11 protein-coding genes and 1 pseudogene are annotated in these 13,041 nt (G+C 69.9%); 7 read left to right on the top strand and 5 right to left on the bottom strand.

What is annotated here, in order from left to right; translation table 11 throughout:
- Positions 1-52: 52 nt before the first annotated feature.
- Both mraZ and ACYVGQ_RS07840 read right to left on the bottom strand, forming a co-directional pair.
- The gene (mraZ, locus tag ACYVGQ_RS07845) at positions 53-484 is read right to left on the bottom strand and encodes a division/cell wall cluster transcriptional repressor MraZ (RefSeq protein WP_460784055.1); all 432 of its coding nucleotides are present in this window, start codon (positions 482-484) and stop codon (positions 53-55) included.
- Between the two features lie 251 nt (positions 485-735).
- A complete protein-coding gene (locus ACYVGQ_RS07840; RefSeq protein WP_460784054.1) occupies positions 736-1,116 on the bottom strand; it encodes a DUF3040 domain-containing protein in 381 nt (126 codons plus the stop codon).
- A 103-nt stretch (positions 1,117-1,219) separates the two neighbouring features.
- On the opposite strand from ACYVGQ_RS07840, the gene ACYVGQ_RS07835 reads away from it, so the two are divergent.
- Complete coding sequence (locus ACYVGQ_RS07835; protein WP_460784053.1) at positions 1,220-2,308, top strand: polyprenyl synthetase family protein; 1,089 nt, start codon at positions 1,220-1,222, stop codon at positions 2,306-2,308.
- A 12-nt stretch (positions 2,309-2,320) separates the two neighbouring features.
- On the opposite strand, the gene ACYVGQ_RS07830 is transcribed toward ACYVGQ_RS07835, so the two are convergent.
- Positions 2,321-2,671: an Rv2175c family DNA-binding protein gene (locus ACYVGQ_RS07830; RefSeq protein WP_460784052.1), complete on the bottom strand. Its 351-nt coding sequence runs from the start codon at positions 2,669-2,671 to the stop codon at positions 2,321-2,323.
- A 130-nt stretch (positions 2,672-2,801) separates the two neighbouring features.
- Here ACYVGQ_RS07830 and ACYVGQ_RS07825 point away from each other — a divergent pair, with 130 nt between their 5' ends.
- From ACYVGQ_RS07825 to ACYVGQ_RS07805, 5 genes and pseudogenes are all read left to right on the top strand, one after another.
- Complete coding sequence (locus ACYVGQ_RS07825) at positions 2,802-3,917, top strand: LysM peptidoglycan-binding domain-containing protein (RefSeq protein WP_460784050.1); 1,116 nt, start codon at positions 2,802-2,804, stop codon at positions 3,915-3,917.
- A gap of 70 nt (positions 3,918-3,987) precedes the next feature.
- Positions 3,988-5,934: a Stk1 family PASTA domain-containing Ser/Thr kinase gene (gene pknB, locus ACYVGQ_RS07820; RefSeq protein ID WP_460784049.1), complete on the top strand. Its 1,947-nt coding sequence runs from the start codon at positions 3,988-3,990 to the stop codon at positions 5,932-5,934.
- A 130-nt stretch (positions 5,935-6,064) separates the two neighbouring features.
- Positions 6,065-7,429, top strand: coding sequence for a choice-of-anchor I domain-containing protein (locus tag ACYVGQ_RS07815; protein ID WP_460784048.1), 1,365 nt, complete (start codon positions 6,065-6,067; stop codon positions 7,427-7,429).
- Positions 7,357-7,692, top strand: a complete 336-nt coding sequence (locus ACYVGQ_RS07810) for a hypothetical protein (RefSeq protein ID WP_460784047.1) — start codon at positions 7,357-7,359, stop codon at positions 7,690-7,692. The genes ACYVGQ_RS07815 and ACYVGQ_RS07810 overlap by 73 nt, the downstream gene beginning before the upstream one ends.
- Positions 7,693-7,831: 139 nt before the next feature.
- Positions 7,832-8,833: pseudogene (locus ACYVGQ_RS07805) on the top strand (esterase-like activity of phytase family protein); the annotation flags it as partial.
- Between the two features lie 58 nt (positions 8,834-8,891).
- Here the strand turns inward: ACYVGQ_RS07805 and ACYVGQ_RS07800 are convergent.
- Together ACYVGQ_RS07800 and ACYVGQ_RS07795 are read right to left on the bottom strand one after the other, a co-directional pair.
- Positions 8,892-10,235, bottom strand: coding sequence for a class II 3-deoxy-7-phosphoheptulonate synthase (locus ACYVGQ_RS07800; protein WP_460784046.1), 1,344 nt, complete (start codon positions 10,233-10,235; stop codon positions 8,892-8,894).
- A gap of 41 nt (positions 10,236-10,276) precedes the next feature.
- Positions 10,277-10,969, bottom strand: a complete 693-nt coding sequence (locus ACYVGQ_RS07795) for a lysophospholipid acyltransferase family protein (protein WP_460784045.1) — start codon at positions 10,967-10,969, stop codon at positions 10,277-10,279.
- A gap of 116 nt (positions 10,970-11,085) precedes the next feature.
- Between ACYVGQ_RS07795 and ACYVGQ_RS07790 the strand changes: the two genes are divergently transcribed.
- Positions 11,086-12,915, top strand: a complete 1,830-nt coding sequence (locus ACYVGQ_RS07790; protein ID WP_460784043.1) for an AMP-dependent synthetase/ligase — start codon at positions 11,086-11,088, stop codon at positions 12,913-12,915.
- Positions 12,916-13,041 lie beyond the last annotated feature (126 nt).

Genomic DNA, 13,041 nt, shown 5'->3' with positions numbered 1-13,041 from the left:
GGCACCGGGGAAGTGTGTCGGGGCGGGAGCGGCGGGGCATCACAGTCGAGGGTCAGAACAGTCCCGGGATCACCTCCTGCTCCAGATCTGCGTACGATTCCTCGTTGCCTTCGAGGTAGGCGTTCCAGGCCGCCGCATCCCAGATCTCGGCGTGGGCGCCGACTCCGGTGACGATGAGCTCCTTCTCGAGCCCCGCGTACTGCCGGAGGTGTGCGGGGATCGTGATGCGGTTCTGGGTGTCCGGCATCTCAGCGCTCGCCCCCGAGAGGAACATGCGCAGGAAGTCGCGGGCCTGCTTGTTGCTGAGCGGCGCCTGACGGATCCGCTCGTGCATCGCCTCGAACTCGGCCGTGCTGAAGACGTACAGGCAGCGTTCCTGCCCGCGGGTGACGACGATGCCGCCGCCCAGGTCCTCACGGAACTTGGCGGGGAGGATCACTCGACCTTTGTCGTCCAGCTTCGGAGAGTGCGTCCCCAGCAACATCGGCCTTCACCCCCTCTTCGTCCGGCCAACTCGAGGTATTCCCCACTTTACTCCACTTTGCTCCACTTTCCTACGACCAGATGGCACGATCCTGGCACATACAGGAGATGTCCAGCCCCGAACCCCCGGGATTCCGCGGTGGAGCAGCAGTGGAGGACAGTGGAGCAGCGGGTGTCGGAAGGGCGCCCAGAACGCGAAGAAGCCCGGATGCTCAAGGCATCCGGGCTTCTTCGTGGAGAGAAGTGGAGGGGTCAGCGACCTTCTTGGCGACGGTCCCATCGGTCGTTCATGCGATCCATGAAGCTGCCGGCCGAAGCGGCGCCGTTCTTGGGCTCCTTCGGCGGGACGGGCGTCGTGCGGCGCGTCGGCGTGACCGCCAGCATGACGCCGCCGAGCATCGCGATGAAGCCGATGACGCCGATGACGACGGCGACGATCCCGAGCTCCTTGCCGAGGGCGACGCCGACGACGAGCGCTCCGATGCCGGCGAGAAGCAGGAGCGCCCCGTAGACGAGGTTGCGATAGCTCAGCACACGGTCACCGGATGGCGCGCTGACGACGTCCGCGTCGTTCTGGAGGAGATGGCGTTCCATCTCGTCGAGCAGACGCTGCTCCTGTTCGGACAGTGGCATTCCGTCCCCCTCGGGTGTAGTGCCCACCAGTCTACTCGCGCGCAGGGTCACAGGCTAGAGATCGGCTGAGAGCTCGCCGTGCTTCTCCCCGTAGGCTGGAAGCGTGCCCGATCCCGCTTCCGTCCTCGACGCCGTCGCCGCGCGCCTGACCGCTTTCCTCGAGCGCATGCACGCCGAGACCGCCGGGCACGGCCCCGAGGGGCGGCGTTTCGCCGAGGCGGCAGGGCGCACGCTCGAGGGCGGGAAGCGGCTCCGCGCGCGTTTCTGCCATGCCGGGTGGGAGGCGGTGGCGCGCGCGTCCGATCGCACCGCCGCGGCGCCGGACGCGCTGTGGGGCGTGTGCGCCGCCCTCGAGGTGTTCCAGGCCGCCGCCCTGGTGCACGACGACCTCATCGACAACTCCGACACGCGACGGGGCAGGCCCTCGGCCCACCGCGCCCTGGAGAGCGACCACGCGGCGGCGGGGTGGAGCGGGGACGCCGCATCCTTCGGCCGCGCATCCGCGATCCTGCTCGGCGACCTCCTCGTGGCCTGGAGCGACGACCTGCTCGAGGAGTCCATCGCTGCGCACCCGAACGCGGACGCGGTGCGTCGCGAGTACGCCAGGATGCGCAGGGACGTCACCACCGGCCAGTTCCTGGACATCGCGGAGGAGTCCGCGTGGAGCGTGAGCCCGCTGGACCAGCATGCGGAGCGCGCGCTGCGCGTGATCTCGCTCAAGTCCGCCAGGTACAGCGTCGAGGAGCCCCTGCTCCTCGGCGCCCTGCTCGCGGGAGCGGATGCCGACCAGCAGGCGGCGCTGCGCGCCTTCGGGCATCCGGTCGGGATGGCGTTCCAGCTGCGCGACGACGTGCTCGGCGTGTTCGGCGACGAGGCCGTGACGGGAAAGCCCTCCGGTGACGACCTCCGCGAGGGAAAGCGGACGGTGCTGATCGCCTTCACCCGTGAGAGGCTCCCCTCCTCCGCGCGTGCCGTTCTCGACGACCTGCTCGGCGATCCGGAGCTCGACTCCGCGCAGGTGGCGGCGCTTCAGGCGACCGTGCGCGACGCCGGCGCCCTGGACCGCGTGGAACGCCTCATCGCGGAGTACGCCGAGACGGCCGTCCGCGCGCTCAACGCCGCGCGCCTGGACAATGCGGCCGTGAGCGGTCTGCGCGAGCTCGCGCGCCAGGCGACCGTCCGCGCGGCGTGACGGCGTCCGCGCTCAGGCGAGCGTGCGCGCCACGCGGCGGACCGCGCTCTTGTGTCCGGCGAGCAGCGCCTCGATGGGCGTGCGTCCGAGCGACTCCTCCGGAGCGAGCAGCCAGTCGATGATCTCCTCGTCGCCGAAGCCGGCGTCCCGCAGCGCGATGACCGTTCCGCGCAGCGAAGCCAGCGGATGCCCGTCGACGATGAAGACGGAGGGCACGGCGAAGACGCCGTCATGACGGATGCCGATGAGGTGGTGCTCGTCGAGGAGACGCCGCACGCGGCCCAGCGGCTCGCCGAGCGCCTCCACGAGATCGGGCAGGGTCAGCCAGTCGGTCGGGATCGAGGCGGGAGTGTTCTCAGGCACGTTGCCACTATCTCATCTCGGCGGACCGCACGCACTTCCATCACACTCGTCACTTCTGTCACAGGAACAACTTCTGTTGACTTGCGTATATATCCGTGACACCGTTGTGAAGGCTAATGAGGGGGAAGACATGAGCCCGACGACGAAGCGAGCCCGCTCGCGACAGCTTCAGATCGGCGTGCCGGCCGCGATCATCGGCTCGCTCGCCGGTGTTCTCACCGCCGCACCGGCCATGGCCGCGGAACCGGGTGCGGTCGGCGCGTCCGGCCTGGCCTCGCCGGCACCGGCCGGCCGGACGGCCCCGGCCGCGCCACAGGCGCCGGCCGGCTACACCGTGCGCTCCGGCGACACCGTCTGGGCCATCGCCCAGCGCTTCGGGCTGCGCACGGCCGACGTCCTGGCGTGGAACGGCCTCAGCGCGGCGTCCGTCATCCACCCCGGTCAGGTGCTCAGGCTGAGACCAGGCGCTTCCTCCCCGCAGACACCGGCCACGAGCGCATCGGCCACGCACACCGTCGTCGCCGGCGACACGATCTACGGCATCGCGAAGAAGTACGGCAAGACGGTCGCGGCCGTCCTGTCCGCCAACGGGCTCTCGTCCTCGTCGATCATCCACCCCGGTCAGAAGGTGCGGCTGCCCGGCGCACAGGCCCCCGCGCAGACAGCGGCCCCGGCGCCCGCCTCCACCACGCACGCCGTGTCCAGGGGCGACACGGTCTTCGGGATCGCGCAGAGGTACGGCACCACCGTGACCGCGGTCCTGGCGGCGAACGGGCTCTCCTCCTCGTCGATCATCTACCCGGGGCAGAGGCTGGAGATCCCCTCGACGACGGCGGGATCGCTGAACTCCAGGCAGGCCGAGAACGCGAGGATGATCATCCGGATCGGGCGCGAGCTCGGCGTCTCCGACCGCGGCATCGCGATCGCGCTGGCGACGAGCATGGTCGAGGCCTGGATGCGCAACCTGGACTGGGGAGACCGCGACTCCCTGGGACTCTTCCAGCAGCGGCCGAGCCAGGGCTGGGGAACGCCGGCGCAGATCCGCGATCGCGACTACAGCATCCGGGCGTTCTACGGCGGACCCTCGGATCCGAACGGCTCCGAGACGCGGGGTCTGCTCGACATCCCAGGATGGGAGTCGATGGGCTTCAGCGAGGCCGCGCAGTCCGTGCAGATCTCGCAGTATCCCGAGCGGTACGGGCAGTGGGAGACGCAGGCCTACCGGTGGCTCGAGCAGTACGGATGATCGGGAACCGCGCGGTCCAGGGGGCGAGCCGCTCCCCCGGCTTCCAGCCTGTTCTCCGTAGACTCTCTCTGTGACGACGAATCAGCAGGCCGACCCCCTCATCGGGCGGCTTGTCGACGGTCGCTACCGCGTCAGGGCCCGCATCGCCCGCGGCGGGATGGCCACGGTGTACGTCGCGACGGACCTACGGCTCGAGCGCCGCATCGCCCTGAAGGTGATGCATGCGCACCTGAGCGACGACTCGGCCTTCCAGAGCCGTTTCATCCAGGAGGCCCGCGCCGCCGCGCGCCTGGCCGATCCGCACGTCGTCAACGTCTTCGACCAGGGTCAGGACGGCGAGCTCGCCTACCTGGTGATGGAGTACCTGCCGGGCATCACGCTGCGCGAGCTCATGCGGGAGCAGCGCCGGCTCACGGTGCCGCAGACGATCACGATCATGGACGCGGTGCTCGCAGGCCTCGCCGCCGCGCACCGCGCGGGGATCGTGCATCGCGACGTGAAGCCGGAGAACGTGCTCCTCGCGGAGGACGGCCGCATCAAGATCGGCGACTTCGGCCTGGCCCGCGCCACCACCGCGAACACCGCGACCGGCGCGCAGCTGCTCGGCACGATCGCGTACCTCGCCCCCGAGCTCGTCACCCGCGGAACCGCGGACGCGCGCAGCGACATCTACGCCCTCGGCATCATGCTCTACGAGATGCTCGTCGGCGAGCAGCCGTACAAGGGCGAGCAGCCCATGCAGATCGCCTTCCAGCACGCCACGGAGTCGGTTCCACGCCCGAGCGCGCGCAACGCCGGCGTGCCCGAGCAGCTGGACGAGCTCGTGCTGTGGGCGACCGAACGCTCTCCGCACGACCGCCCTGACGACGCGCAGGCCATGCTGGACCGCCTCCGCGAGATCGAGCGGGAGCTCGGCATCGCACCGCAGGTCGCGGCCGCCACGGCTCCCCCCTCGCGCTCGCAGCTGGATTCCGGCGACGTGACCAAAGTCCTTCCCGGAACCGTGGCCGCCGTGACGACCGAGCCGGTGACGACGACCGTGGACAATGCCACGCTGCTGCGCCGGCGCACCTCGCGTCGCCGCGCACGCGGAGCGTTCCTGCTCACGCTCGTGCTCCTGCTGGCGACCGTCGCCGGCGGCGTCGGCTGGTGGTTCGGCTCGGGGCCCGGGTCTCTCGTCGCCGTGCCCGACGTGGCCGGCGTCGACTTCGCCACCGCCGAGGCGATGCTCGAGGAGCACGACCTCGTCGCCGTCGAAGCGCACGAGAACTCCATCGACGTGGATGCCGGCACGACCACCCGCAGCGATCCGGAGCCCGGACAGCGCCTGGACAAGGGCGAAGAGGTCACGGTCTACGTCTCCGACGGACCGGCGCCGCACACGCTGGAGGCGCTGGCGGGCAGGACCGAGGACGAGGTGCGCTCTCTCCTGGGCGATGCGAGGATCAACATCCGCGACAACGAGGAGTACTTCTCCTCGCAGACCGCCGAGGGCTCTGCGATCAATGTGAAGATCATCCCGCGGGACGGCGGGGACACGCACGCCTGCGGCGACGGATGCGAGGTCTTCGAGGACGACGACGCGATCATCCAGGTCTCGCTCGGCCCCATGCCGGACGTGGTCGGCAAATCGGTGTCCGAGGCGACCGCGGCGCTGGAGGCGAAGCGCCTCACCGTGAACTCCGAGACGCCGACGGAGTACAACGACGACATCGCCGAGGACGCGGTGATCCGGATCGGCGACCGCGCGGAGAAGGGGTCGTGGCGGCCCGGCGACCAGGTGACGCTGATCGTCTCCCTCGGCCCGAGGCCCATCGAGATCCCCGACGTGATCGGATGGACCATCCGGGACGCCGTCGATGAGCTGAAGGGCCTCGGCTTCGAGGTGAACGCGGGCATCGACGACCTCGAGCTGCCGTTCGGCGGGGGCTACTGGGACATCTACCGCGTCCGCGGGATCGATCCGGACGACGAGGCGCTGCCCGGCGCGACCATCACCCTCACGCCGGGACTCTGAGCCCCGGCGCGCAGGGAGACGATTCGTTCACCTCGCGCTCACCGGACGGACATCGTCTCGGCATGCGACGTCTTCCTGGCGACAACATCCTGGCGGCATCCCCCCGTCGGACCTCATCGGAGTGTGTCCCATGCCGTCTCGTTCCCTGCGCGCAGCACTGCTCGCCACCTGCCTCGTCGTCGGCGCCATCGGGGTCGCCGTCCCGGCATCCGCAGCGCCGGAATCCGCATCGCCCGCCGCATCCGCCTTCGCGCGCACGGCGACCTACCCGGTCTATCAGGACGTCCCGGACGGCGTCGACCCGTCGGCCGCGACCGTCGCCGAGATCTCCGCCATCACCGCGGACGGCACCGTGGTCTACACCGATGCGCTGGGCAGGCGGGTCGGCTTCGTCGACGTGAGCGATCCCGCGAACCCGGTCGGCACCGGCACGGTGTCACTCGCCGATCTCGGTCACGCGGACGACCAGCCGACCTCCGTCGCCTCGTACGGCGACTACATCCTCGTCGTGATCGACGAGACCGGCGGCGACTTCGTGAACCCGCGCGGACGCCTCGACGTGCTGCGCGCCTCCGACCGCGTGGTCGTGCGTTCGATCGATCTGGGCGGACAGCCGGATTCCATCGCGATCTCGCACGATGGGGCGTATGCCGCGATCGCCATCGAGAACCAGCGCGACGAGGGCGCCGCCCCGGAGGGCGGCGAGGAGGGAGACCTGCCTCAGCTCCCCGGCGGCTTCGTGCAGGTGCTCGAGCTCGGCGACGACCCTGCCGCATGGACCACGACACCGGTGTCCTTCCTCGACGACGAGGGCGTCCCGCTGCCGATCGTCGAGGCGGCGGGATTGGACACGCCGGAGGACCCGGAGCCCGAGTACGTCACGATCAACGAAGCCGGCGAGCTGGCCGTCACCCTGCAGGAGAACAACGGCGTGGCCGTGATCGACCTGACGACGAAGGAGATCACGTCGGTGTTCTCCGCCGGCACGGTCTCGGTCTCCGGGATCGACACCGCCGAGGACGGCCGGATCGATCTGACCGGGTCGATCGAGGACACCCCGCGCGAGCCGGATGCGATCGCCTGGGTGGGCGACGGCCTGGTGGCCACCGCGAACGAGGGCGACTGGAAGGGCGGCACGCGCGGCTGGACGGTGTTCGACGCCCGGTCGGGCGAGCCGGTCTGGGATGCGGGGAGCTCCTTCGAGAGCATCGCGGTGCGACACGGCCTGCACAACGAGGCTCGCGCGGACAGCAAGGGAGCGGAGCCCGAGGGCCTCGCCTTCGCCGTGTTCGACGGCATCCCATACGCGTTCGTCGCCAGTGAGCGCTCGAACTTCGTCGCCGTGTACGACATGACGGATCCGACCTCGCCGGAGTTCGTTCAGATCCTGTTCACGACGAACGGCCCGGAGGGCATCCTCCCGTGCCGGACCGCGACCTGCTCGTCGTCTCCAGCGAGACGGACGACGCCGCCGTCGGAGTGCGCGCCGCGGTGAACGTCTTCTCGTTCGGCGGCTCGTCCCCGGCCGCGCAGCCGAGCATCGTCTCGGATGCGGTGGGCGGCGCGCCGATCGGGTGGTCCGCACTGGGTGCGCTCTCCGGCCACCCGAGCGAGGCCTCGACCGTGTACGCCGCGAGCGACGTCGTGCTGTCCCCCGCGACGATCTACAGCGTGGACGTCTCCGAGGCGCCGGCTCGCGTGACCTCCGCGCTGCAGGTGACGGAGGACGGCACGCCGATCGCCCTGGACGTGGAGTGACTCTCGGCGGCCGAGGACGGCACGTTCTGGCTCGCCGCCGAGGGCGCCGACGGCGCGGGGAACACGATCGTGCACGCCGACGCCGACGGTGCCGTGATCGCACGGCACCCGCTGCCCGCCGAGGTCGCCGCGCACGTCGGCAAGGGGGGGCTTCGAGGGTGTGACGGTCACGGGCTCCGGTGCGGACGTGCGCGTCTGGAGCGTCATCCAGCGTCCGCTGTGGAACGACCCGGCGACTCCCTCAGCGGGGACCGTGGACGATGCGGATGTCGCGCGGATCGGCCGTCTGGATCCTGCCACGGGCGCATGGGACTGGTTCGGGTACCGGCTGGACGCCACGACGAAGGCCGGCGACTGGATGGGACTCTCCGAGATCACCGCGATCGACGAGGACACCTTCGCGATCATCGAGCGCGACAAGCTGAACGGCCCCTCCGCAGCGGTCAAGCGGATCACCAGGGTCGAGATCCCGGCAGACGCCGAGGGCAGCGCGTTCGGCGAGCCCCTCACGGTGCTGGAGAAGTCGACGGCGATCGATGTGCTGCCGCTGCTGCGCGCCACGGCCGGCTGGACCCAGGAGAAGCTCGAGGGCTTCGCGATCGCCGCCGACGGCGGTCTCTATGCGGTCACCGACAACGACGGCCTGACGGATGCCACCGGCGAGACCGTGTTCCTGCGCCTCGGGTCGGCGGCGACGGCGTTCCCCGACGTCGCCGCTCCCGCCGATCCGGCCCTCGCGCTCAGCGCGACGTCCGCCGCGGCAGGTTCGAAGGTCATCGTCACCGGTTCCGGATTCCCCGCGTCCGCTGCGGTCCGCATCGAGCTGCACAGCACGCCGGTCGTCCTCGGCACGACGACGACGGATGCCGATGGCGGGCTGGTCTTCGTCGCGACCATCCCGGCGTCCGCCCCGGCGGGCGAGCACGAGATCGTCGCCTTCACGGGCGAGATCACGGCGGCGGCCGCTCTGACGGTCACCGCGACGAGCGGCGGCGGCGATCCGGATGCGGCCGACGAGGACACGGAGTCCGGATCGCTGGCGGACACGGGCGGCGATGCGACCGGTGCCGTGCTGTCCGTCGTCATCGCAGGACTCCTGCTCGCGACCGGCGCGCTGCTGCTCCGTCGCCGCCGGGCCTGAGAACGCGAAGAGAGGGGGCCGGAACGATCTGTTCCGGCCCCCTCTCTTCCGCGCGTCCTCAGCGACGCTGAGCCGCGGCCAGCTCCTCGGCGACCAGGAAGGCCAGCTCGAGCGACTGCATGTGGTTCAGGCGAGGATCGCACAGGCTCTCGTAGCGGGTGGCGAGGTCTGCCTCGTCGATGTGCTCGGAGCCGCCGAGGCACTCGGTCACGTCGTCCCCGGTCAGCTCGACGTGTATGCCGCCGGGGAAGGTCCCGACCGAGCGATGCGCCTCGAAGAAGCCGCGGACCTCGTCGACGACGTCGTCGAAGCGGCGCGTCTTGTAGCCGGTGGGCGTGGTGATGCCGTTGCCGTGCATGGGGTCCGTCACCCACAGCGGGGTCGCGCCGGCGTCCTTCACCGCTGCGAGCAGCGGGGGAAGCGCGTCGCGGATCCTCCCCGCCCCCATGCGGGTGATGAAGGTGAGGCGACCCGGCTCGCGGTCGGGGTCGAGCTTGTCGATGAGGGCGAGAGCGGTCTCCGGCGTCGTCGTCGGGCCGAGCTTGACGCCGATGGGGTTGCGGATCCGGGAGAAGTAGTCGACGTGCGCGCCGTCCAGGTCGCGGGTCCGCTCCCCGATCCACAGGAAGTGCGCCGAGGTGTTGTACGGGGTGCCCGTGCGCGAGTCGATGCGGGTCATCGGGCGCTCGTAGTCCATCAGCAGCCCCTCGTGGCCGGTGAAGAACTCCACGCGCTTGAGCTCGTCGAAGTCCGCGCCGGCGGCCTCCATGAACTTGATGGCGCGGTCGATCTCCGCCGCCATCCGCTCGTAGCGCTGATTGGCGGGGTTCTGCGCGAAGCCCTTGTTCCAGGAGTGCACCTCGCGGAGGTCGGCGAAGCCGCCCTGCGTGAACGCGCGGATGAGGTTCAGGGTCGACACGGCCGTGTGGTAGCCCTGCAGGAGACGTGCGGGATCGGCCTGCCTCGACCCCTCCGTGAAGTCGTAGCCGTTGACGATGTCGCCGCGGTAGGCGGGCAGCGTGACATCGCCGCGCGTCTCGGCGTCGCTCGAGCGCGGCTTGGCGAACTGCCCGGCCATCCGGCCCATCTTGACGACCGGCATCGAGGCGCCGTAGGTGAGCACGACCGCCATCTGCAGGACGGTCTTGATGCGGTTGCGGATCTGCTCCGCGGTCGCCCCGGCGAAGGTCTCCGCGCAGTCGCCGCCCTGCAGGAGGAACGCCTGACCGGATGCCGCGCGCGCGAGCCTGTCCCGGAGGTTGTCGACCTCGCCGGCGAAGACGAGCGGCGGAAGCGCGGCGATCTGCGTCGAGACCTCGGTGACGCGCTCGGCGTCGGGCCACTGCGGCTGCTGCTTGATCGGGAGGGAGCGCCAGGCGTCGAGGTCGTGCGTTGTCGGCATGCCCCCAGCTTAGTGGGGCACGGGATGCCGCGACGTGACGCTCAGGGGCGCCTGCGAGCAGGCATCCGGTCCTTGACCGTCGATGCGTAGACGTCGTCGTATTCCTGCTCGCCGAGGCGCTGCAGGGCGATCATGATCTCGTCCGTCACGGAGCGCAGGATGTAGCGGTCGTTCTCCATGCCGGCGTAGCGCGAGAAGTCCAGCGGCTCGCCGATCACGATGCCCACGCGCATCACGTTCGGGATGCTCTGCCCGATCGGCATCGCCGTGTCGGTGTCCACCATGATGACCGGGATCACTGGAACTTTCGCCTCGAGGGCCATGCGCGCGATGCCGGTCCGCCCCCGGTAGAGCTTCCCGTCTGGACTGCGGGTGCCCTCCGGGTAGATCCCGAGGAGGTCGCCGCGCCCGAGCACCTGGAGACCGGCGTTCAGGGAAGCCTCAGAGGCCTTGCCCCCCGAGCGATCGATGGGGATCTGCCCGGTGGCTCTCATGAAGATCCTCGTCGCCCAGCCCTTGATCCCCCTGCCGGTGAAGTAGTCGCTCTTGGCGAGGAAGGACATCGGACGATCGATCATCAGCGGCAGGAAGACCGAGTCGGAGACGGAGAGGTGGTTGCTGGCGAGGATCGCGGCGCCGGTCTTGGGCACGTTGCGCCGACCCACGATCCAAGGACGGAAGACCGCCTTGACGATGGGGCCGATAGCCACGTATTTCATCAGCCAGTAGAACATCGCTGTGCAGTCTAGCGCCCGCAGAGTGCTGCGACTCGGTCTCACTAGATGCGCGACTGAATCCCATAACATAGACTCGAGGCACACCCGTGCCGACCGGTACCGAAGGAGCTGCCGTGGTCAAGTTCGAAGTCCCTGCGATCGTCCCCGCCGACCCCGACGCGAACGTCACCGATCTCCTGGTGAAGCGCGTGGAGGCGACCCCGAGCCTGGCACTGTTCTCCGTGCCGCAGGGCGAAGGCTGGCGCGACATCACCGCCGCCGATTTCCAGACCGCGGTCATCGCCCTCGCCAAGGGCTTCGTGGCCGCGGGCGTCCAGCCCGGCGAGAAGATCGGGTTCATCGCGCGCACCACCTATGAGTGGACGCTGATCGATTTCGCGCTGTTCTACGCGGGCGCCGTCATGGTCCCGATCTACGAGACCAGCTCCCCCTCGCAGATCCAGTGGATCATGGAGGACTCCGGGGCGTCGGCTCTCATCGTCGAGTCGGCGGAGCACTTCCAACGCGTCGACGAGGTGCGTGGAGACCTTCCCCTCATCCGAGAGGTCTGGCAGCTGCACCTCGGCGCCGTCGACGCGCTCACCGCCCAGGGCGCGTCCGTCGACGACGCCGAGATCGAGCGCCGCCGCAACCTCGCCGTCGGCAGCGACATCGCGACGCTCATCTACACCTCCGGATCGACCGGTCGCCCCAAGGGCTGCGTGCTGACGCACAGCAACTTCGTCGAGCTGGCCCGCAACGCGGCGAAGTCCCTGGAGGACGTCGTCAACACGCCAGGCGCGTCGACCGTGCTGTTCATCACCACGGCGCACGTCTTCGCCCGGTTCATCTCCATCCTGGACATCCACGCCGGCGTCCGCACCGGGCACCAGCCGGACACCAAGCACCTCCTCCCCGCACTGGGCTCCTTCAAGCCGACGTTCCTCCTCGCGGTCCCCCGCGTGTTCGAGAAGGTCTACAACTCCTCCGAGCAGAAGGCCGAGTCCGGCGGCAAGGGCAAGATCTTCCGCGCCGCCGCAGCCGCAGCGATCGAGCACTCGCAGCTCGTCGAGGCGGGCGAGAAGGTGCCGTTCGGTCTCAAGATCCGCTTCGCCGTGCTCGACCGCCTGGTGCTGTCGAAGATCCGGGAGGCCATGGGCGGCAACGTCACCTACGCCATCTCCGGCTCGGCGCCGCTCGGCCCGCGTCTCGGCCACTTCTTCCACAGCCTGGGCGTGACGATCCTCGAGGGCTACGGCCTGACCGAGACCACGGCGCCCGCGACGGTGAACCTCGCGGACAAGTCCAAGATCGGCACCGTCGGGCCCGCCCTCCCCGGTGTCGGCGTGCGCCTCGCGGATGACGGCGAGATCGAGATCCGCGGCATCAACGTCTTCAAGGAGTACTGGAACAACCCGGCGGCGACGGCGGCCGCGTTCGACGACGGCTGGTTCCGCACCGGGGACATCGGCAGCTTCGACGCCGAGGGCTTCCTCACGATCACCGGGCGCAAGAAGGAGATCATCGTCACCGCGGGCGGCAAGAACGTCGCGCCGGCCGCGCTGGAGGATCCGATCCGCGCGAATCCCGTCGTCGGGCAGGTCGTCGTGGTCGGCGATCAGAAGCCGTTCATCGCGGCCCTGGTCACGCTCGACCCCGAGATGCTGCCCACCTGGCTCGGCAACAACGGCCTGGATGCGACGATGACCCTCGCGGAGGCGGCGAGGAACCCGGCAGTGCGCGCCGAGGTCCAGCGTGCGGTGGACGCCGCGAACGCGACCGTCTCGCGCGCGGAGTCGATCCGCAAGTTCACGATCCTGGACTCGGAGTGGACCGAGGCGTCCGGTCATCTCACCCCGAAGCTGTCGATCAAGCGCAACGTGATCGTGTCGGACTTCGCAGACGAGATCGCGGCGATCTACGACGAGCCGGTGCAGACGACGAACGTCGCCATCGGGGGCTGAGGGACACCCCGCCCGCTCGTCGGGCGCGCCGTCGTCCCCACCCGCTCGTTGAGCGACGCCAGCCCCACCCACCCTTAGAGCGACGCCAGCCCCCACCCGCTCGTTGAGCGAGCCGAAGGCGAGTCG

The organism is Microbacterium tumbae (genome assembly GCF_054780175.1).
Note: the sequence above shows the minus strand (reverse complement) of the source record. Positions and strands in the feature narration are given on the sequence as shown.